This is a genomic window from Serratia sp. A07, from assembly GCF_058725505.1.
The window spans coordinates 74,900-94,454 of record NZ_JBZXDO010000015.1 but is presented as its reverse complement, the minus strand read 5'-3'; the positions used below and the strand labels follow the sequence as shown (position 1 = coordinate 94,454).

Genomic DNA, 19,555 nt, shown 5'->3' with positions numbered 1-19,555 from the left:
TAAGATGTTAAGCCACAATGTCCGGCCCAGGCGGGGCATTCAGTGACCCTGGTCGCGTAAAATTGACATTTATTTAGTGAGAACAGTGAAGATCGGGCATAATTGGCCGGTTTTTAGAATTTTGTAATTTTTCTGACAAAGTTAAGGTGTCCCATGGCTGAGTGGAACGGCGAGTATGTCAGCCCTTACGCTGAACACGGTAAAAAAAGCGAGCAAGTCAAAAAGATCACGGTATCCATTCCGCTGAAGGTCCTGAAAATCCTCACCGACGAACGGACCCGTCGCCAGGTGAACAACCTGCGCCACGCCACCAACAGCGAACTGCTGTGCGAAGCGTTTCTGCATGCCTTTACCGGCCAGCCGCTGCCGAACGATGAAGACCTGCGCAAAGAGCGCAGCGATGAAATCCCGGAAGCCGCAAAAGTGCTGATGCGCGAACTGGGTGTCGATCCCGATACCTGGGAATATTGAGAACCGTCCGGCGAACGCCGGCGGCAGAAACGAAAAAAGGCGCCAAAGGCGCCTTTTTCATCGGACGATAAGAAATCTTATTTCTTAGCGCCTGGTACGCTGAAACGCTTGTTGAAGCGGTCAACGCGGCCACCGGTAGCAACATCACGCTGCTTGCCAGTGTAGAACGGGTGGCATGCGCCACAAACGTCCAGGTTCAGATCGTGGCCCACGGTGGAGCGGATCTTCATCACGTTACCGCAAGAGCAGTTAGCAGTAACTTCTTCGTATTTTGGGTGGATACCTTGTTTCATGGGAAACCTCAGTTAAGGCCGTGTCGCTATCCAGCCCTGTTTCGCCAGACACCACACGTGGTTGATAATAGAATTTTGGTATCGAATTATACCAAAGGCGGCAAATTATACAGCATTAGTCGAGGCGCGCAATCGGAACCGTACATTTGCCGATGCGCCGTGTAAACTGATGCCCACTTTTTTCAATTTGGATGAGATCATGCCCGTCGTACACGTTGCCTTGCCGGTCCCCCTCGCCCGCACCTTCGACTATCTGCTGCCGCCCGGCATGCAGCCGGTGGCCGGCGCGCGCGTGGGCGTCCCTTGGGGCAGGCAGCATGCGATCGGCATCGTCACCGGCTGCAGCGACACCAGCGAACTGCCGCTGGACAAGCTCAAACCGATCGACAGCGTGATCGACGCCGAGTCGCTGTTCTCCCCCAGCCTGTGGCGCATCCTGCGCTGGGCCAGCGATTACTATCACTACCCCATCGGCGAGGTGCTGTTCCATGCGCTGCCGATCCTGCTGCGGCAAGGCAAACCGGCCGAGGCCGCACCGCTGTGGCAATGGTTCGCCACCGAAGAGGGGCGTGCCACCCCGCCCGAAAGCCTGAAACGCGCGCCGAAACAGCAGCAGGCGCTGGCGGCGCTGCTGCAACGCCCGGTCTATCGCCACCAGGTCAGCCAGCTGGAGCTGACGGAAAGCGCCCTGCAGGCGCTACGCGCCAAAGGGCTGATCGATCTGCGTGCTCAGGTCGCGGATACGCACGACTGGCGCCCCAACTTCGCGGTGCTCGGCGAGCGGCTGCGGCTGAACACTGAGCAGGCTACCGCCGTCGGGGCGATCAGAAGCGAGGATGAGCAGTTCGCCGCCTGGCTGCTGGCCGGGGTGACCGGCTCCGGCAAGACCGAGGTCTACCTCAGCGTGCTGGAGAACGTGCTGGCCAAAGGCCGGCAGGCGCTGGTGCTGGTGCCGGAAATCGGCCTGACGCCGCAAACCATCGCCCGCTTTCGCGAGCGCTTCAACGCGCCGGTAGACGTACTGCACTCCGGCCTGAACGACAGCGAGCGGCTGGCGGTTTGGCTGCGCGCGCGCAGCGGCGAAGTCGCCATCGTCATCGGCACCCGCTCGGCGCTGTTCACGCCGTTCCGTCAGCTGGGCGTGATCATCATCGACGAAGAGCACGACAGCTCTTATAAACAACAGGAAGGCTGGCGCTACCACGCCCGCGATCTGGCGGTGTTCCGCGCCCGGGAAGAGGATATCCCGATGGTGATGGGCTCCGCGACCCCGGCATTGGAAACGCTGCACAACGTGCAGCTGGGCAAATACCGCCAACTGAAGCTCACCCAGCGCGCGGGCAACGCCAAACCGGCGGCGCAGCACCTGATCGATCTGAAGGGGCTGCCGCTGAAGGTCGGCCTGTCGCAGCCGCTGCTGAAGAGCATGCAGCACCATTTAAAAGCCGGCAATCAGGTAATGCTGTTCCTCAACCGCCGCGGTTACGCCCCGGCGCTGCTGTGCCACGAGTGCGGCTGGATCGCCGAATGCCAGCGCTGCGATCACTACTACACCTTCCACCAGCATCAGCGCCAGCTGCGCTGCCACCACTGCGACAGCCAGCGGCCGGTGCCGCACCAGTGCCCGCAGTGCGGCTCCACCCACCTGGTGTCGGTCGGCGTCGGCACCGAACAGCTGGAGCAGGAGCTGGCGCCGCTGTTCCCCGATACGCCAATCACCCGCATCGATCGCGACACCACCAGCCGTAAAGGCGCGCTTGAGCAGCACCTGGCGGATATCCATCGCGGCGAAGCGCGCATTTTGATCGGCACGCAGATGCTGGCCAAGGGCCACCATTTTCCCGACGTCACCCTGGTGGCGTTGCTGGACGTGGACGGCGCGCTGTTCTCCGCCGACTTCCGCTCCGCCGAGCGTTTCGCTCAGCTGTATACCCAGGTCTCCGGGCGGGCCGGCCGGGCGGGCAAACAGGGTGAAGTGCTGCTGCAAACCCACCATCCGGAGCACCCGCTGCTGCAGGTGCTGCTGCAACAGGGTTACGACGCCTTCGCCAAACAGACGCTGGCGGAGCGCAACAGCGTGTTTCTGCCGCCTTACACCAGCCACATCATCGTGCGCGCCGAAGATCACGACAACCAGCAGGCCCCGCTGTTCCTGCAGCAGCTGCGCAACCTGCTGGAAGCCAGCCCGCTGAAGGACGACTCGCTATGGGTGATGGGCCCGGTGCCGGCGCTGCAGTCCAAACGCGGCGGCCGTTTCCGCTGGCAGCTGCTGCTGCAGCACCCGACGCGGCGCGTCCTGCAACAGCTGGTGAAAAGCTCGCTGCCGCTGATCGGCACCCTGCCGCAAACGCGCAAGGTGAAATGGACGCTGGATGTCGATCCGATCGACAGCTGATCCCGGAAAAGTCCGATTTAGCTGCCGCAGTGCAAACGTTTACCCTTGAAATTGCGAGCGAACGCTAAAAAACCTTCTCAGGTCACATTTTTTATGCAAATTAGGTAACAAAGGCGGGGCGTATTCTGTTTAGAATGTCTGCGAGGGCAAATTTTGTCGCCACATCGCAGCGCGACGGAGTGCCCGAACGCGAGTGGCGCTCAATGACAACAATCTCGCCACCGCATGCCGGACATTGTGAGCAAACAGCAGTAGTGGCGTCGGCATGGGGCTGACGCAAGGAGAAAGGCGTTGGAACACAAGAAAGAGTTATCCATGGCGACCATGAAAGACGTCGCCGAAATGGCGGGCGTTTCAACGGCTACCGTATCGCGTGCGCTGATGAACCCGGAAAAGGTGTCAACGCCGACGCGCCAGAAAGTGGAACAGGCCGTCCTGGCCGTGGGTTATTCTCCTCATGCTCTGTCACGCAATATCAAGCGCAACGAATCCCGCACCATCCTGGTGATCGTGCCCGACATCTGCGATCCGTTTTTCGCCGATGTGATCCAGGGGATCGAACAGACCGCCGCCCAACAAGGCTATCTGGTGCTGATCGGCGACTGCGCGCAGCAAAACCAGCAAGAGCGCACCTTCGTCAATCTGATCATCACCAAACAGATCGACGGCATGCTGCTGCTGGGCTCCAACCTGCCGTTCGACGCCAGCAAGGAAGAACAGCGCAACCTGCCGCCGATGGTGATGGCCAACGAGTTCGCCCCCGAGCTGGAACTGCCGACGGTGCACATCGACAACCTGACCGCCGCCTTTGAAGCCGTGCATTATTTGCATCAATTGGGCCACCGGCAGATCGCCTGCGTCGCCGGGCCGGAACAGATGCCGCTGAGCCATTATCGGCTACAGGGTTACGTTCAAGCGCTACGTCGTAATGGCATTACCGTCGAAAGCAGCTATATTACCCGGGGTGATTTTACCTACGAAGCCGGCGCGCAAGCGCTGACGGCGCTGATGGCGCAGCCGAAACCGCCAACGGCGGTATTCTGCCACAGCGACGTCATGGCGATCGGCGTGCTGTCCCAGGCGAAGAAAATGGGGCTGCGGATACCGCAGGATCTGTCGATCGTCGGCTTTGATGACCTCAAGCTGGCGCAGTATTGCGATCCGCCGCTGACCACGGTGGCGCAGCCGCGCTTCCAGATCGGCCAGCAGGCGATGTTGTTGCTGTTGGAGCAGTTGAACGGCCAGACGGTGGCCAGCGGCTCCCGGCTATTGGACAGTGAATTGATTATCAGAGGCAGCACCGCTGCCCCGAAACGCTAGTCAAATATTTTAGGGTTCAGTAACATGACGGACTTATCCTCTCATCAGGACACAGCGGAATAATAGTGGCACAAAAAGACTATGTAAGCCGTGGGCGCGCAGCAGGAGCTAAGCGTAAAACCCCCAGCCGTAAAAAACGCAGTTCTCCGAAGGTTTCCAAAACCGTGCTGGCGTTAGCCGCCGCGTTGCTGGTTGTCTTTGTCGGTGGCCTCTATTTCATTACCCACAACAAGCCGGAAGACGCGCCGTTGTTGCCTGCGCACACCACGCGCCCCGGCAACGGCCTGCCGCCGAAGCCGGAAGAGCGCTGGCGCTACATCAAAGAGCTGGAAAATCGGCAGATCGGCGTGCAAACCCCGACCGAACCGACGGCCGGCGGCGAGCTCAATTCCAAAACTCAGCTGACCGCCGAACAGCGGCAGTTGCTGGAGCAGATGCAGGCCGATATGCAGCAGCGCCCGACGCAGCTGAACGAAGTGCCGTATAACGATCCGGGCCAGGCCAACGCGCGCAGCACCCGCCAACAGCAGCAGATGCAACAACAGCAAATGCAGCAGCAGCCGGTACAGCAACAGCAGCAGGTCAGCCAGCCGCCGCGCAACCCGTTCAGCAACGGGGCCACTACCGCGCCGGTGCAGCCGCACCCGCAGCCAAAACCAACTACCCAGCAACCGGTGCAGGTGAAACAGCCTGAGCCGAAGCCGCAACCGAAGCCGGAGCCCAAACCGGAAGTGAAGCAGGAAACGGCCAAGCAGGAAACCAAACCGGAATCGAAGCAGAAGTGGATGGTGCAATGCGGTTCGTTCCGCGCCACCGATCAGGCTGAATCCGTGCGTGCGCGCCTGGCGTTCGAAGGCATCGAGAGCCGCATCACCGCCGGCGGCGGTTGGAATCGCGTGGTGCTCGGCCCGTACAGCAGCCGCGCCGCCGCGGACAAAACCCTTTCGCGCCTGAAGGGCGTCGGCATGTCGAGTTGCATTCCCCTCTCCGTTGGGGGTTGAAAAGCGTCAATCCCCCCCCATCTATACTCTCAATATGCCTCGTAGCGTCTGCGAAAGCAGGCGCTGCGGGGACTTCTTTCCGTCTTTAACGAGGGTCTGCTCGTGACAACAATTGTAAGCGTACGCCGCAACGGCCAGGTCGTCATCGGTGGTGATGGCCAGGCAACCCTGGGTAATACGGTGATGAAGGGTAACGTCAAGAAAGTGCGTCGCCTGTATAACGACAAAGTGATCGCCGGTTTCGCCGGTGGCACCGCTGACGCCTTCACGCTGTTTGAACTGTTTGAACGCAAACTGGAAATGCATCAGGGCCACCTGGTGAAAGCCGCCGTCGAGCTGGCGAAAGACTGGCGCACCGACCGCATGTTGCGCAAGCTCGAAGCGCTGCTGGCGGTCGCCGATGAAACCGCCTCGCTGATCATCACCGGCAACGGCGATGTGGTGCAGCCGGAAAACGATCTGATCGCCATCGGCTCCGGCGGCCCGTACGCCCAGGCCGCAGCCCGCGCCATGTTGGAAAATACCGAGCTGAGCGCCCGCGACATCGTTGAGAAATCCCTCAACATCGCCGGCGACATCTGTATTTACACCAACCATTTCCACACCATTGAAGAATTGCCTTCCAAAGCGTAAGGATCGAATACCATGTCTGAAATGACCCCGCGCGAGATCGTCAGCGAACTGGACAGCTATATCATTGGCCAAAACAAGGCCAAACGCGCTGTCGCCATTGCCCTGCGCAACCGCTGGCGCCGGATGCAGCTCAACGAGATGCTGCGTCACGAAGTGACCCCGAAAAACATTCTGATGATCGGCCCAACCGGCGTCGGTAAAACCGAAATCGCCCGTCGTCTGGCGAAGCTGGCCAACGCGCCGTTCATCAAGGTTGAAGCCACCAAGTTCACCGAAGTGGGCTATGTGGGCAAAGAAGTGGACTCCATCATCCGCGATCTGACCGATGCCGCCATCAAAATGGTGCGCATGCAGTCGATCGAGAAAAACCGCACCCGCGCCGAAGAGTTGGCCGAAGAGCGTATCCTCGACGTGCTGATCCCGCCGGCCAAGAACAACTGGGGCCAGCCGGAAGAGCATCAGGAGCCGTCCGCCGCCCGCCAGGCATTCCGCAAGAAACTGCGCGAAGGCCAGCTGGACGACAAAGAGATCGAAATCGATCTGGCCGCGGCGCCGATGGGCGTGGAAATCATGGCGCCTCCGGGCATGGAAGAGATGACCAACCAGCTGCAGTCGATGTTCCAGAACCTCGGCGGCCAGAAGCAAAAGCCGCGCAAGGTGAAGATCAAAGAAGCCTTCAAGCTGCTGGTGGAAGAAGAAGCCGCCAAGCTGGTGAACCCGGAAGAGCTGAAAGAGCAGGCGATCGAAGCGGTTGAACAGCACGGCATCGTGTTTATCGACGAGATCGACAAAATCTGTAAGCGCGGCGGCCAGAGCTCCGGTCCGGACGTCTCGCGCGAAGGCGTGCAGCGCGATCTGCTGCCGCTGGTGGAAGGCTGCACCGTATCGACCAAGCACGGTATGGTGAAGACCGACCACATCCTGTTCATCGCTTCCGGCGCGTTCCAGACCGCCAATCCGTCGGATCTGATCCCGGAACTGCAGGGCCGTCTGCCGATCCGCGTTGAGCTGCAGGCGCTGACCACCGAAGACTTCGAGCGCATCCTGACCGAGCCGAGCGCGTCGCTGACCGAGCAGTACAAAGCGCTGATGGGCACCGAAGGCGTCAACATCGAGTTCACCGCCGACGGCATCCGCCGCATCGCCGAAGCCGCGTGGCAGGTCAACGAAAGCACCGAGAATATCGGCGCGCGTCGTCTGCACACCGTGCTGGAACGTCTGATGGAAGATATTTCCTACGATGCGAGTGAAATTAATGGCCAATCCATTACAATTGATGCGGATTACGTGCGCAGTCATCTGGATGAACTGGTGGCGGATGAAGATTTGAGTCGTTTTATCCTATAATCGCTCAATCATTGTCTTGTCAGTCATCTGTGTGGGAGGCATTGCCTCCCACAATTATTTCTAACGGACACCGCAACTCACTGACAGAAGCGAAACATGAGCTCATCAACCTCCACCACCCCGATCTCCGCCTGGCTGGAAAGTCTACGCCCCCGCACCCTGCCGTTGGCTTTTGCCTCCATCGTGGTCGGCTCGGCCATCGCCGCCTGGCACGGCAGCCTGAAACCTGAAGTGGCGCTGCTGGCGCTGTTGACCGCCGGCCTGCTGCAGATCCTCTCCAACCTGGCGAACGACTACGGCGATGCGGTCAAAGGCAGCGACAAAGAAGATCGCATCGGGCCGTTGCGCGGCATGCAAAAAGGCATGATCACCCAGGCGCAGATGAAACGGGCGCTGGTGGTGACGGTGGTGCTGATCGCCCTCGCCGGCTGTTCGCTGATCGCAGTCGCCTGCGAGCAACCCAGCGACGTGGTGGGCTTCCTGGTGCTGGGCGGGCTGTCTATCGTGGCGGCCATCACCTATACCGTCGGCAACAAGCCCTACGGGTATTTGGGGCTGGGCGACATCTCGGTGCTGGTGTTCTTCGGCTGGCTGAGCGTGGCCGGCACCTACTATCTGCAAACGCACACCTTCGACAGCGTCGTGATGCTGCCGGCCACCGCCTGTGGCCTGCTGGCGACGGCGGTGCTCAACATCAACAATCTGCGCGATATCGAGAGCGATCGCGAAAACGGCAAGAACACGCTGGCGGTGCGCCTCGGCCCGCACAAGGCGCGCATTTACCATGCCCTGCTGCTCGGCGGCGCGGTGCTGTGTTTCGCGCTGTTTACGCTGTTCAATCTCCACAGCCCGTGGGGCTGGCTGTTCGTGCTGGCGATCCCGCTGCTGGTGCGCCACGGCCTGCGCGTGTTGCGCGATCCGACGCCGGTCGGCATGCGGCCGATGCTGGAACACATGGTCAAGGCGGCGTTGCTGGCCAACCTGCTGTTCGCCATCGGCGTGGCGCTCAGTTAAAAACTGATGATTTTGCCAACAGGGCGAATAAAGGGATATACTGAACATTCCAGCGGCAAACAGACGTAAAATCCTATGAAATACGATACTTCCGAACTTTGCGACATCTATCATGAAGAGGTGAACGTTGTTGAACCTCTGTTCTCCAATTTTGGCGGGCGTACTTCATTTGGCGGGCAGATCACCACGGTGAAATGCTTTGAGGATAACGGCCTGTTGTTCGATCTGCTTGAAGAAAACGGCCGCGGCCGCGTGCTGTTGGTCGACGGCGGCGGTTCGGTACGCCGGGCGCTGATCAACGCCGAACTGGCGCGCCTGGCCGCCCAGAACGAATGGGAAGGCATCGTGGTGTACGGCGCGGTGCGTCAGGTGGACGATCTGGAAGAACTCGACATCGGCATTCAGGCGATGGCGGCGATCCCGGTGGGTGCCGTGAGCGAAGGCGTGGGCGAAAGCGATATCCGCGTCAACTTCGGTGGCGTCACCTTCTTCTCCGGCGATCACCTGTATGCCGACAACACCGGCATCATCCTCTCCGAAGACCCGCTCGACATCGAGTGATTTTCGGTCATGAAAAAGGGCGCCTGAGGCGCCCTTTTCGTTGCTGCATGGCGTGAGGAATCAGACCTCTTCCATTTTGCCCAGCAGAGCGCGCAGGCGATCTTGCCATACGTGCTGTTCTTCTTTCAGCTGTTGGTTTTCGCGCACCAGCGCTTCGTGGTTGCCGGAGGCAGCCTGAACTTCCTGCGACAGAGAGTTGTTTTTGTCTTTCAGCTCTTCAATTTCCATCTGCAACAAGGTGATGGTATCAATCGCCTGCTGTACTTTTGCTTCCAGTTTCTCAAATACTTCAAATGACATGCTTCAGTCCCCTCATGATAGCAAGGCGTACATCTATAAGTAGCGGCCGCAACGTCGGCTGCAGCTACTGCGAATATTGCATCGCGCTCAGTGACGCGCGCCGTTACGGAAGGCGCGCCAGTCTCGATTCGTTAAAAACGATTGTAAGTAGCCAGTCTCCGCCTGTCTAGCAACATACCGGATCATCGCGCAGTCTGTTGCAATTTTCCTGCCCCCGCCATCAGCAAAAACTGAAAATCCCCGCCGCCACCGCCGCGAGTTGTTAACAACCCTCGCCAAACCACTGGTCAGATCACACTTTTATGGCTCAGAAAGAACACTAAACGACGCGAAATCGCTCAATTTTATGACGCGCCACACACATTTTGATTTCGCTATTTCTCGTTTATGTTCGTTAACGATAAATTTACATCACGTCCTTATTCAATAATTGGACGAGATGAAAAAAACTGTGCCCATAGGCCGGATGTATACCCAACTGAGCCTATAAACCAACAACCGCCGTTTTGCAGGACAACAACATTATGAGCCAAACCACCAGTCCGACATTAAAAGGCCAGTGCATCGCCGAGTTCCTCGGCACGGCGCTGCTGATCTTCTTTGGCGTAGGCTGCGTTGCCGCGCTGAAACTGGCGGGCGCCAGCTTCGGCCAGTGGGAAATCAGCATCATTTGGGGCCTGGGCGTCGCCATGGCCATCTATCTGACCGCCGCCATTTCCGGCGCGCATCTCAACCCTGCGGTCACCCTCGCTCTGTGGCTGTTCGCCTGCTTCGACGGGCGCAAAGTGGTGCCTTACATCATTGCACAGGTCGCCGGTGCCTTCTGCGCCGCTGCCCTGGTCTATGGGCTGTACTACAACCTGTTCTTCGACTTTGAAGCGGCTCACCACATGGTGCGCGGCAGCAACGAAAGCCTCGAACTGGCGGGCATCTTCTCGACTTACCCTAACGCGCACATCTCCGTCGGCCAGGCCTTCCTGGTAGAAACGGTGATCGCCGCCATTCTGATGTGCCTGATCCTGGCGCTGACCGACGACGGCAACGGCATTCCGCGCGGCCCGCTGGCCCCGCTGCTGATCGGTATTCTGATTGCCGTGATCGGCGCCTCCATGGGACCATTGACCGGCTTTGCGTTGAACCCGGCGCGTGACTTCGGGCCGAAACTGTTTGCCTACCTGGCCGGCTGGGGCAAAGTCGCCTTCACCGGCGCACGGGACATCCCGTACTTCCTGGTGCCGATCTTCGCCCCTATCGTCGGCTGTGGCCTGGGCGCTTTCGGTTACCGTGCGCTGATTGGCCGCCACCTGCCGTGCGACGTCTGCGTGACGGAAGAAGAGCCTGATGCCAAGACCCAGCAGCGCAAAGCGTGATGGGTGCAGTTTTACACGGTTAACAACAGCAGGATAATTACCATGACTGTAGAAAAAAAATACATTGTCGCACTCGACCAAGGGACCACCAGTTCACGCGCCGTCGTGCTCGATCACGACGCCAACATCGTTGCGGTATCGCAGCGTGAATTCCCGCAGATCTATCCAAAGGCCGGCTGGGTTGAGCACGACCCGATGGAGATCTGGGCGTCGCAAAGCTCGACGCTGGTAGAAGTGCTGGCGAAAGCCGACATCAGTTCCGATCAGATCGCCGGCATTGGCATCACCAACCAGCGCGAAACCACCATCGTCTGGGAAAAAGAGACCGGCAAGCCGATTTACAACGCCATCGTCTGGCAGTGCCGCCGCACCGCCGACATCTGCGAGAAGCTCAAGCGCGACGGCCTGGAAGAGTACATCCGTCACAACACCGGCCTGGTGGTTGACCCGTACTTCTCCGGCACCAAGGTGAAGTGGATCCTGGACAACGTCGAAGGCGCCCGCGAGCGCGCCAAGCGCGGCGAACTGCTGTTCGGCACCGTCGATACCTGGCTGGTGTGGAAAATGACCCAGGGCCGCGTACACGTTACCGATTACACCAACGCCTCACGCACCATGATGTTCAACATCCACGAGCTGGACTGGGATGAGCGCATGCTGGAAGTGCTGGATATCCCGCGCGCCATGCTGCCGAAAGTCCGTCCTTCCTCCGAGGTGTACGGCCAGACCAACATCGGCGGTAAAGGCGGCACGCGTATTCCTATCGCCGGTATCGCCGGTGACCAGCAGGCAGCGCTGTACGGCCAGCTGTGCGTTCAACCGGGCATGGCGAAGAACACCTACGGCACCGGCTGCTTCCTGCTGATGAACACCGGCAAAGAAGCGGTGCGCTCGAAAAATGGCCTGCTGACCACCATCGCCTGCGGCCCGCGCGGCGAAGTGAACTATGCGCTAGAAGGCGCGGTGTTCATCGGCGGTGCGTCTATCCAGTGGCTGCGCGATGAGCTGAAACTGATCAGCGACGCCGCCGACTCCGAATACTTCGCCACCAAGGTGAAAGACAGCAACGGCGTCTATGTGGTGCCGGCCTTTACCGGCCTGGGCGCCCCTTACTGGGATCCGTATGCCCGCGGCGCCATCTTCGGCCTGACCCGTGGCGCCAACAGCAACCACATCATCCGCGCCACGCTGGAATCCATCGCCTTCCAGACCCGTGACGTGCTGGACGCCATGCAGGCCGACGCCAACACCCGCCTGCAATCGCTGCGCGTGGACGGTGGCGCGGTCGCCAACAACTTCCTGATGCAGTTCCAGTCCGATATCCTCGGCACCCGCGTAGAACGCCCTGAGGTGCGTGAATCGACGGCGCTGGGTGCCGCGTTCCTGGCGGGCCTGGCCATCGGCTACTGGAACGATCTGGATGAAGTGAAGAGCAAAGCGGTGATTGAGCGCGAATTCCGCCCAAGCATCGAAACCACCGAACGCAACTACCGCTACAGCGGCTGGAAAAAAGCGGTGGCTCGTGCTCAGGCATGGGAAGATCACGAGTAATCTCGACGCTGCCGTTTCTCCAACAAGCGCTGCCTGCGGGCGGCGCTTTTTTTTGCCCCGCCCCGCCGCCACCGTGCTGTGATAGACTTTGCCGATATTTTCTTCCCTTTCTCACAGACAGGTTTGCCATGAAACGTGAATTAGCCATCGAATTTTCCCGCGTTACCGAAGCCGCCGCGCTGGCGGGCTACAAATGGCTGGGACGCGGCGACAAGAACGCCGCCGACGGCGCGGCGGTCCACGCCATGCGCATCATGCTCAACAAAGTGGATATCGATGGCCGCATCGTGATCGGCGAAGGCGAGATCGACGAAGCGCCGATGCTGTATATCGGCGAACAGGTCGGCACCGGCCAGGGCGACGCGGTCGACATCGCGGTCGATCCGATCGAAGGCACCCGCATGACCGCCATGGGCCAGTCCAATGCGCTGGCGGTATTGGCGGTGGGCGATCGCGGCACCTTCCTGCACGCGCCGGACATGTACATGGAGAAGCTGGTGGTCGGCCCGGCGGCGCGCGGCGCCATCGATCTCGACCTGCCGCTGGCGGAGAACCTGCAGAACGTCGCCGCACGGCTGGGCAAACCGCTGTCGCAGCTGACGGTGATCGTCTTGGCCAAACCGCGCCACGACGGCGTCATCGCGCAGATGCAGCAGCTGGGCGTGCGGGTGTTCGCCATTCCTGACGGCGACGTGGCGGCCTCCATTCTCACCTGCATGCCGGAAAGCGAGGTCGATGTGATGTATGGCATCGGCGGCGCGCCGGAAGGGGTGATCTCAGCTGCGGTGATCCGCGCGCTGGACGGCGACATGCAGGCGCGTTTGCTGCCGCGCCATGAGGTGAAAGGCGACAGCGCCGAGAACCGCCGCATCGGCGAACAGGAACTGGCACGCTGCCGGGAAATGGGTATCGAGGCCGGTCAGGTGCTGCGCATGGACCAGATGGCGCGCAACGACAACGTGATCTTCTCCGCCACCGGCATCACCAAGGGCGATCTGCTGGAAGGTATCAGCCGCCAGGGCAACATGGCCACGACCGAAACCCTGCTGATCCGCGGCAAGTCGCGCACCATCCGCCGCATCCGTTCGACCCACTATCTGGATCGCAAAGACCCGGCGCTGCACGAGTTTTTGCTGTAAGCCGACAAGAGACCGCCCCCAGCAGCCGCTGAGGGCGGGTTCATCCCGCCACCGGCGTTTTGGCGGGCAGCAGTTTCCCACGCAACAGCAGCCACAGCGTCTTCACCATCAGGCCGACGAGCAGCAGGTTAGCCAACGCGAACAGCCCCCAGGCCAGCACTTGCATATCTGCCCCGCGCTGGCTCTGCAACAACCGCAGCGACGCGTTCGCCATCGCCGATAAGCCGAACGAGAAAGCCCACATGCCCGGGCTGAAGCCACCGGCAAAAAACCAACGCACCAACCGGAACATAAAAAACAGCTGCAGCAGGCCGTAGCCCAACAGGATTAAGGCGAACGTATCGAAGTCGTTGCCATTGACGCATAACCACGCGTAGCAGGCGACAAAGGCCGGAGCCAGCTGAATACCGATAACGCCGCGGGCGGCGGCCGGCAGCGCGGCCTTGGTGCGCAGACGGTGGATGATGGCGGGTTCGAGGGTCAGCCATGAAATCAAACCGGCGCCAAGAAACATCATGCCGATATCAGGGTGGCCGGCGGTGCCAAACGCCATCGCGCAGATAAAGTTAGCGGCCACCGTCGGCAGGTAGAATCCCGGCGTCGTGGCCTCCGACGCGAACTCGCCGCGCCACAACGGCGCACAGCGCCAGGCCGAGAAGATGAGCTGGCCGACGGAGCCCGCGACCATCAGCCCATTCGCCAGCGGCAGGCTATAGGGGTGCAGACCGATGGACACCAACACGCCGCCTGCCGGAAGCAGGCTGATAAAACTGAACTGAGTGTTGCTGCGAAACTCGTCACGCACCGCGCGTGGGTCAATCAGGCAGCGGCAGAGATAGATCAGCGCCAACGCCAGCCAGATAGCACTGCCGAGAAAGATGAGCGACTCACCCAGCCAGCCGGGCCCATAGCCGAGCGTGGCGGCGTATCGCCAGGCGCTGCCGAGGCCGAAAACCCCCAGAACCATCCCAAAGAAGCCGACGGGAACACGTTGAATGCACTGCAGTGATGACATAGCGAATAACCCGGAAAAATACTGTCGGTAAAGTGTATACCGATCGCCTCAGCGCAGTAATAACCTGGGTCAAACCGGCGGCAGGACCTTAGTCGTCTTGCAAGACTAAGGCCTGCGCCGGTTCAGGAAGAGGGTTATGCGGTATGCCCCTGATGTTGCATCCGGTTGGACAGCGGCCACCAGCACAGCAGGATCAGCAGCGCCATCGCGAACATCAGCAATCCGAGGCTGAACTGCCCGGTTTGCGGCAGCATGGCGGAAAGCCAGGTCGCGAGCCCCGATCCCATGTTCTGCATGCCGCCCACCAACGCGCCCGCCGCGCCGGCCAGGTAAGGGAACGGCTCCATCGCCCCGGTGGTCGCCAGCGGGAACAGCATGCCGGCGCCGAAGAAGAACAGCGCGGCCGGCACGATCAGCGTCCAGATGTTCATCACGCCGAACCAGCCCGGGATCCACATCATCGCCCCCGCCAGCAGGCAGCTAATCACCGAATGCCACATCAGCGTGTGGAAGGTCTTGCCGTCGCGCCCGGCGTACCAGGCGCCGAAAAACGCCGCCGGGATCGGCAGAATGAACAGGATGCTGACGGTCAGACCGCTCAGCCCCAATACGCCGCCCATCAACACGCCACAGCTGGCCTCGAATACCGCAATCCCCGCCAGCGCGCCGATCAGCATCACCAGATAGCAGCTGAAGGTGCTGTCGCCCAGCAGCTGGCGAAAACTGGCCAGCATGCGGCGTTTTTCCGTCTGCACCGGGCGGGTCTCCGGCAACCAGCGAAACATGGCGAAGGCGACGCAGGCGCACAGCGCCAACAGGAAGGCATAACAGGCGCGCCAGCCGAACACCATTGCCAATGCGCCGCCGATCACCGGCGCCAGTAGCGGGCTAACCAGAATCCCCATGTTCAACAGGCTATTGGCGTAGCGCAGCGCGGTGCCGGCATACAGATCGCGCGGCATGGTGCGCGCCATCACGCCCGCCACGCCGGTGCCCATGCCCTGAATCGCGCTGGCGGCGACCAGCATCGTCAGGTTGGTGGACAGCAGCGCGCCCAGCGCACCGACCAGGAAGATCATCATGCCGGTCAGGATCACCGGACGACGTCCGATACGGTCCGATATCGGACCGTAAATCAGCTGGGAGAAACCGTAGGTCAGCAGATACGCCGCCATCACCCGTTGCACGGCGCCGGTGCGAACCGACAGATCGTGGGCGATATCAGCAATCACGGGAACATAAATGGTTTGCGCCATCTGACCGACGGCGACCAACAGGATAAGCATCACCAGCAGGTGAAAATTCTCTAGTTTTCTCATTATCTTCGTTAACGTTTCAACTCGTCACAGCGTCCCGGTATGGCCGTTGCAGCAGCCAGAACGGCGAGCAGCCCTCTATGGCGGCATAAACTAATCAAATCTGATTTTTTTAGCGAGTTTCAGGCAGATATTGATCCAGGTCACACTGGCAGCAAACCCGACCAGGCTCGTAAATTAAACTGTACGTCTAACGCTTTGGAGTTAAAAATAGCGCCCTTGCAGTAGCCGCGCTTTAGCATTTAATCGATAATTCTTTTCATCAACTTGAAATAAAATAACACCATAGGGATTTGGTTCATGAAAACACCTGAGCTGATTTTATTGCAGTTAAAGGCTCTCGGCCCGCACTCGGCCAAAATGCTGGCGGAGCGTCTGGACATTACGCCGATGGGCATCCGACAACATCTGCAATCCCTGGAAAAACGTGAGTTGGTTTGTTACGAAGAAGCGCGCAGCAAGGTCGGCCGCCCGACGCGCTACTGGTCGCTGACCGAGCGAGGGCACGCCTTTGCCGCCGCCGATCAGGAGCGGCTGCGGGCATCCGCGCTGCAGCTGTTTGGCGGCGCCGGGGTGGAGCCGTTGCTCAACGCGCGCGAAGAGCAGCTTTATCTGCGTTATGCCGAAGAGCTGTCCGCCGAGCGCAGCCATCAGGACCGGTTAGCCCGCCTGGTGCGCCTGCGGCAACACGACGGTTACATGGCCGAATTGTTCGACCACCCGCACGGCGCGCTGTTGGTGGAAAACCACTGCCCGATCGGCGTGGCCGGTTCCAGCTGCAGCAGCCTGTGCAATTCCGAGCTGCAGCTGTTTCACCGCCTGTTCGGCAACGACTACCGGGTAGAGCGCACCGCGCACGCCATTTCCGGCTCACGACATTGTGCTTATTTGATTCGACCACGGGAGCTTTAGAGTATGGCTGAATGGGTAAACGGCAAGGTTACGCAGGTAAAACAATGGACCGACGGGCTGTTCAGCCTGGTGGTCAATGCCCCCATCGATCCTTTCACCGCCGGGCAATTTGCCAAGCTGGCGCTGGAGATCGACGGCGAACGGGTGCAACGCGCCTACTCCTACGTCAATGCCCCCGACGACGCCAATCTGGAGTTCTATCTGGTCACCGTGCCGGAAGGCAAGCTGAGCCCGCGCCTCAGTCAGCTGCAGCCGGGCTCGGACGTGATGGTAACCAAAGAAGCGGCCGGCTTCTTCGTGCTGGACGAGGTGCCCGACTGCGATACGCTGTGGATGCTGGCGACCGGCACCGCCATCGGCCCCTATTTATCGATTCTGCAGCAGGGCGCCGGCCTGGAGCGCTTCAACAACCTGGTGCTGGTGCACGCCGCGCGCTTTGCGCGTGACCTGAGCTACCTGCCGCTGATGCAGCAACTGCAGCAGCGCTACAATGGCAAGCTGCGCATCCAGACCGTCGTCAGCCGCGAAGAGGCGCCCGGCTCATTGACCGGCCGCGTACCGGCGCTGATCGAGGACGGCCGGCTGGAAGCGGCGATCGGTTTGACTATCGACGCCGAAACCAGCCACGTGATGCTGTGCGGCAACCCGCAAATGGTGCGGGACACCCAGCAAACGCTGAAAGACCACCGCCAGATGCGCAAGCACCTGCGCCGCAAGCCGGGCCACATCACCAGCGAACACTACTGGTAACCCGGCGAGGGTCAGCGGAACTTCACCGGTTCGGCTTCCGGGCCAAACCGGTTATCTCCCGGCGTGCCGACGAAGGCCCCCAGATCGATCATCATCATCACGATAATCAGCGTCGGAATGAAGCGCCCGACGCCCCATTGCCAGATCGGCGCCAGCATCTGCCAGTTCCCCGCCGCCAGCATCCACGCCAGGATCAGCAGCAGCGCCCACCAGCCGGCCTTGTTGCGATCGTGCAGGCGCTTGACCAGCACCGCCGCCGTCGGCCACAGCAGCGCCACGATAAAGAAGGCGATGGATTGGATGGCGACCAGCTGATAATTGGCCAGCGTAAACGCCGCCGCCATCAGCACCAACCACAGCCCCATCCAAATCCAGAAGTCGCGCCGCCCGATGCGGCCCTTAAAAGAAAAACACCACTGTTGTAACGTCATCGATTCCTGCGCTCTAAGCCTGCCCATATTCTGCGCCGCAGTGTAACATAGGCGCTGCCGGGCCGAGTTTTCCGCCTCGCATAACGCGGTGCGCCGCACAGCTTTCTCGTCAGCGAACCGATAATGGCGTGGGATCTTTGACAAGCCCCGCGGGTTATCGCTTTAATCGGAGCCATCTTTGTCCTTGATGCCATACGCCATGCTGAGAAAAACCCTCGTCATCGCCTGCCTGCTGCAGGTGGCCGCCAGCGCCTGGGCCGATCCGCCGCCCGCCGATGCGACGCCCGCCGCACCTTACCTGCTGGCCGGGGCACCGACGTTCGATCTGACGGTGGTCAAATTCCGCGAAAAATACAACCGCGATAACCCGAAGCTGCCGATTGGCGAATTCCGCGCCATTCCCGCCGCCGAAGACGATTCGCCGCTGCTGACGCGCGCCGCCAGCAAACTCAACGAAAACCTGTACGCCTCCACCGCGCTGGAGAAAGGCACCGGTAAAATCAAAACGTTGCAGATCACTCACCTGCCGCTGCAGCAGGCCAATGAAGAAAAAGCCGCGCGCGCCATCGCCATCAGCTACATGGCGGCGCTGATGCGCCAGTTCGAACCGGCGTTGACGGTGGAACAGAGCCAGAACAAGGTGAACAGCCTGCTGGAAAAAGGCAAAGGGTCGCGCTTTTACCAACAGCAGGTCGGCGCCATTCGCTATGTCGTCTCGGACAACGGCGATAAAGGCGTAACCTTCGCGGTTGAACCGATTAAGCTGGCGCTTTCCGAGCCGTAACGGCGCGGCATTTAATGACGAAAAGCAAAGCCTTCGCGCTTAATGATCTCTATACTGTTGGGCAGGTAAACTGCCGGTCCGGCAGTTGTCATTTCGACTCTCGCGTTTTCTAGTTGGAGGAAAAAACATGCGTCATCCATTAGTTATGGGTAACTGGAAGCTTAACGGCAGCACCCACATGGTCAACGAACTGATCGCCGGCCTGCGCAATGAGCTGAGCAGCGTTGACGGCTGTGGCGTCGCCATCGCCCCGCCGGTGATGTATCTGGATCAGGCCAAGCACGCGCTGGCCGGCAGCCGCATCGCGCTGGGCGCGCAGAACGTGGACGTTAACCTGTCCGGCGCCTTCACCGGTGAAGTTTCCGCCAACATGCTGAAAGACGTCGGCGCCCAGTACATCATCATCGGCCACTCCGAGCGTCGCACCTACCACAAAGAGAGCGACGAAGTCATCGCCGAGAAATTCGCCGTGCTGAAAGAAGCCGGCCTGATCCCGGTACTGTGCATCGGTGAAACCGAAGCGGAAAACGCTGCGGGCAAAACTGAAGAAGTGTGTGCGCGCCAGATCGACGCCGTGCTGAAAACGCTGGGCGCACCGGCGATGAAAGGCACCGTGATCGCCTATGAGCCGGTCTGGGCCATCGGTACCGGCAAGTCCGCTACCCCTGCGCAGGCGCAGGCCGTGCACAAATTTATCCGTGACCACATCGCCAAACACGATGCCGCGGTTGCCGCTGAAATCATCATCCAGTACGGCGGTTCGGTGAACGACAAGAACGCCGCAGAGCTGTTCTCTCAGCCGGACATCGACGGCGCGCTGGTTGGCGGCGCTTCGCTGAAAGCCGACGCTTTCGCCGTGATCGTCAAAGCCGCTGCCGCAGCGAAAAAAGCCTGATTACCTTAGGCTTGCCATAAAAAAACCCCGGCTTGCCGGGGTTTTTTATTGCCGCTC

General features: G+C 60.4%; 20 protein-coding genes. 15 read left to right on the top strand and 5 right to left on the bottom strand.

The features are described from left to right. The first annotated feature begins 153 nt into the window (after positions 1-153). The gene (metJ, locus tag AC4PR2_RS16160) at positions 154-471 is read left to right on the top strand and encodes a met regulon transcriptional regulator MetJ (RefSeq protein WP_006317756.1); all 318 of its coding nucleotides are present in this window, start codon (positions 154-156) and stop codon (positions 469-471) included. 77 nt (positions 472-548) lie between these two features. Here the strand turns inward: metJ and rpmE are convergent, their stop codons facing one another. Next, entirely contained in the window at positions 549-764 is a 216-nt protein-coding gene (gene rpmE / locus AC4PR2_RS16155) for a 50S ribosomal protein L31 (protein ID WP_004931078.1), read from the bottom strand. Between the two features lie 199 nt (positions 765-963). On the opposite strand from rpmE, the gene priA reads away from it, so the two are divergent. From priA to rraA, 7 genes are all read left to right on the top strand, one after another. After that, on the top strand, positions 964-3,159 hold the full coding sequence (priA, locus tag AC4PR2_RS16150; RefSeq protein ID WP_492175280.1) for a primosomal protein N': 2,196 nt from the start codon (positions 964-966) through the stop codon (positions 3,157-3,159). A 291-nt stretch (positions 3,160-3,450) separates the two neighbouring features. Then, complete coding sequence (gene cytR / locus AC4PR2_RS16145; RefSeq protein ID WP_038872675.1) at positions 3,451-4,479, top strand: DNA-binding transcriptional regulator CytR; 1,029 nt, start codon at positions 3,451-3,453, stop codon at positions 4,477-4,479. Between the two features lie 65 nt (positions 4,480-4,544). Continuing rightward, entirely contained in the window at positions 4,545-5,480 is a 936-nt protein-coding gene (gene ftsN / locus AC4PR2_RS16140; protein WP_087762548.1) for a cell division protein FtsN, read from the top strand. A gap of 102 nt (positions 5,481-5,582) precedes the next feature. Next, entirely contained in the window at positions 5,583-6,113 is a 531-nt protein-coding gene (gene hslV, locus AC4PR2_RS16135) for an ATP-dependent protease subunit HslV (RefSeq protein WP_004931085.1), read from the top strand. A gap of 12 nt (positions 6,114-6,125) precedes the next feature. Next, entirely contained in the window at positions 6,126-7,460 is a 1,335-nt protein-coding gene (gene hslU, locus AC4PR2_RS16130) for an ATP-dependent protease ATPase subunit HslU (RefSeq protein WP_025304663.1), read from the top strand. A 96-nt stretch (positions 7,461-7,556) separates the two neighbouring features. After that, positions 7,557-8,474, top strand: coding sequence for a 1,4-dihydroxy-2-naphthoate polyprenyltransferase (locus tag AC4PR2_RS16125; protein ID WP_015379416.1), 918 nt, complete (start codon positions 7,557-7,559; stop codon positions 8,472-8,474). Between the two features lie 75 nt (positions 8,475-8,549). After that, on the top strand, positions 8,550-9,035 hold the full coding sequence (gene rraA / locus AC4PR2_RS16120; RefSeq protein ID WP_038872664.1) for a ribonuclease E activity regulator RraA: 486 nt from the start codon (positions 8,550-8,552) through the stop codon (positions 9,033-9,035). 60 nt (positions 9,036-9,095) lie between these two features. On the opposite strand, the gene zapB is transcribed toward rraA, so the two are convergent. Further along, positions 9,096-9,335, bottom strand: a complete 240-nt coding sequence (gene zapB / locus AC4PR2_RS16115) for a septal ring assembly protein ZapB (protein ID WP_004931092.1) — start codon at positions 9,333-9,335, stop codon at positions 9,096-9,098. Between the two features lie 524 nt (positions 9,336-9,859). Here zapB and AC4PR2_RS16110 point away from each other — a divergent pair. From AC4PR2_RS16110 to glpX, 3 genes are all read left to right on the top strand, one after another. Further along, positions 9,860-10,705, top strand: coding sequence for an MIP/aquaporin family protein (locus AC4PR2_RS16110; RefSeq protein WP_038872721.1), 846 nt, complete (start codon positions 9,860-9,862; stop codon positions 10,703-10,705). A gap of 42 nt (positions 10,706-10,747) precedes the next feature. Beyond that, entirely contained in the window at positions 10,748-12,256 is a 1,509-nt protein-coding gene (gene glpK / locus AC4PR2_RS16105; RefSeq protein WP_019452234.1) for a glycerol kinase GlpK, read from the top strand. 128 nt (positions 12,257-12,384) lie between these two features. Continuing rightward, a complete protein-coding gene (gene glpX / locus AC4PR2_RS16100) occupies positions 12,385-13,395 on the top strand; it encodes a class II fructose-bisphosphatase (RefSeq protein WP_060441465.1) in 1,011 nt (336 codons plus the stop codon). A 40-nt stretch (positions 13,396-13,435) separates the two neighbouring features. On the opposite strand, the gene tehA is transcribed toward glpX, so the two are convergent. Both tehA and emrD read right to left on the bottom strand, forming a co-directional pair. Next, positions 13,436-14,410: a dicarboxylate transporter/tellurite-resistance protein TehA gene (gene tehA, locus AC4PR2_RS16095; RefSeq protein WP_060424970.1), complete on the bottom strand. Its 975-nt coding sequence runs from the start codon at positions 14,408-14,410 to the stop codon at positions 13,436-13,438. Positions 14,411-14,544: 134 nt separating this feature from the next. Then, the gene (gene emrD / locus AC4PR2_RS16090; RefSeq protein ID WP_004931102.1) at positions 14,545-15,729 is read right to left on the bottom strand and encodes a multidrug efflux MFS transporter EmrD; all 1,185 of its coding nucleotides are present in this window, start codon (positions 15,727-15,729) and stop codon (positions 14,545-14,547) included. Positions 15,730-16,026: 297 nt separating this feature from the next. On the opposite strand from emrD, the gene AC4PR2_RS16085 reads away from it, so the two are divergent. Both AC4PR2_RS16085 and fpr read left to right on the top strand, forming a co-directional pair. Next, positions 16,027-16,638, top strand: coding sequence for a helix-turn-helix transcriptional regulator (locus AC4PR2_RS16085; RefSeq protein WP_047729617.1), 612 nt, complete (start codon positions 16,027-16,029; stop codon positions 16,636-16,638). 3 nt (positions 16,639-16,641) lie between these two features. Then, positions 16,642-17,388 carry a ferredoxin--NADP(+) reductase gene (gene fpr / locus AC4PR2_RS16080; protein ID WP_047729616.1) on the top strand — a complete coding sequence of 249 codons (747 nt, stop codon included), beginning with the start codon at positions 16,642-16,644 and terminating at the stop codon, positions 17,386-17,388. Between the two features lie 11 nt (positions 17,389-17,399). Here fpr and AC4PR2_RS16075 read toward each other — a convergent pair whose 3' ends face one another. Then, the gene (locus tag AC4PR2_RS16075; RefSeq protein ID WP_019452229.1) at positions 17,400-17,819 is read right to left on the bottom strand and encodes a DUF805 domain-containing protein; all 420 of its coding nucleotides are present in this window, start codon (positions 17,817-17,819) and stop codon (positions 17,400-17,402) included. A 199-nt stretch (positions 17,820-18,018) separates the two neighbouring features. Here AC4PR2_RS16075 and AC4PR2_RS16070 point away from each other — a divergent pair, with 199 nt between their 5' ends. Both AC4PR2_RS16070 and tpiA read left to right on the top strand, forming a co-directional pair. Then, the gene (locus tag AC4PR2_RS16070; RefSeq protein ID WP_047729614.1) at positions 18,019-18,603 is read left to right on the top strand and encodes a DUF1454 family protein; all 585 of its coding nucleotides are present in this window, start codon (positions 18,019-18,021) and stop codon (positions 18,601-18,603) included. Positions 18,604-18,730: 127 nt separating this feature from the next. Further along, positions 18,731-19,498, top strand: coding sequence for a triose-phosphate isomerase (gene tpiA / locus AC4PR2_RS16065; protein ID WP_004931113.1), 768 nt, complete (start codon positions 18,731-18,733; stop codon positions 19,496-19,498). Positions 19,499-19,555: the final 57 nt, after the last annotated feature.

Excerpts from the sequence above, each read along its gene's own strand:
- metJ (WP_006317756.1), top strand. The coding sequence starts at position 154 with ATGGCTGAGTGGAACGGCGAGTATGTCAGCCCTTACGCTGAACACGGT.
- rpmE (WP_004931078.1), bottom strand. The coding sequence starts at position 764 with ATGAAACAAGGTATCCACCCAAAATACGAAGAAGTTACTGCTAACTGC.
- priA (WP_492175280.1), top strand. The coding sequence starts at position 964 with ATGCCCGTCGTACACGTTGCCTTGCCGGTCCCCCTCGCCCGCACCTTC.
- hslU (WP_025304663.1), top strand. The coding sequence starts at position 6,126 with ATGTCTGAAATGACCCCGCGCGAGATCGTCAGCGAACTGGACAGCTAT.
- AC4PR2_RS16125 (WP_015379416.1), top strand. The coding sequence starts at position 7,557 with ATGAGCTCATCAACCTCCACCACCCCGATCTCCGCCTGGCTGGAAAGT.
- rraA (WP_038872664.1), top strand. The coding sequence starts at position 8,550 with ATGAAATACGATACTTCCGAACTTTGCGACATCTATCATGAAGAGGTG.
- zapB (WP_004931092.1), bottom strand. The coding sequence starts at position 9,335 with ATGTCATTTGAAGTATTTGAGAAACTGGAAGCAAAAGTACAGCAGGCG.
- AC4PR2_RS16110 (WP_038872721.1), top strand. The coding sequence starts at position 9,860 with ATGAGCCAAACCACCAGTCCGACATTAAAAGGCCAGTGCATCGCCGAG.
- glpK (WP_019452234.1), top strand. The coding sequence starts at position 10,748 with ATGACTGTAGAAAAAAAATACATTGTCGCACTCGACCAAGGGACCACC.
- glpX (WP_060441465.1), top strand. The coding sequence starts at position 12,385 with ATGAAACGTGAATTAGCCATCGAATTTTCCCGCGTTACCGAAGCCGCC.
- tehA (WP_060424970.1), bottom strand. The coding sequence starts at position 14,410 with ATGTCATCACTGCAGTGCATTCAACGTGTTCCCGTCGGCTTCTTTGGG.
- emrD (WP_004931102.1), bottom strand. The coding sequence starts at position 15,729 with ATGAGAAAACTAGAGAATTTTCACCTGCTGGTGATGCTTATCCTGTTG.
- AC4PR2_RS16085 (WP_047729617.1), top strand. The coding sequence starts at position 16,027 with ATGAAAACACCTGAGCTGATTTTATTGCAGTTAAAGGCTCTCGGCCCG.
- fpr (WP_047729616.1), top strand. The coding sequence starts at position 16,642 with ATGGCTGAATGGGTAAACGGCAAGGTTACGCAGGTAAAACAATGGACC.
- AC4PR2_RS16075 (WP_019452229.1), bottom strand. The coding sequence starts at position 17,819 with ATGACGTTACAACAGTGGTGTTTTTCTTTTAAGGGCCGCATCGGGCGG.
- AC4PR2_RS16070 (WP_047729614.1), top strand. The coding sequence starts at position 18,019 with ATGCTGAGAAAAACCCTCGTCATCGCCTGCCTGCTGCAGGTGGCCGCC.
- tpiA (WP_004931113.1), top strand. The coding sequence starts at position 18,731 with ATGCGTCATCCATTAGTTATGGGTAACTGGAAGCTTAACGGCAGCACC.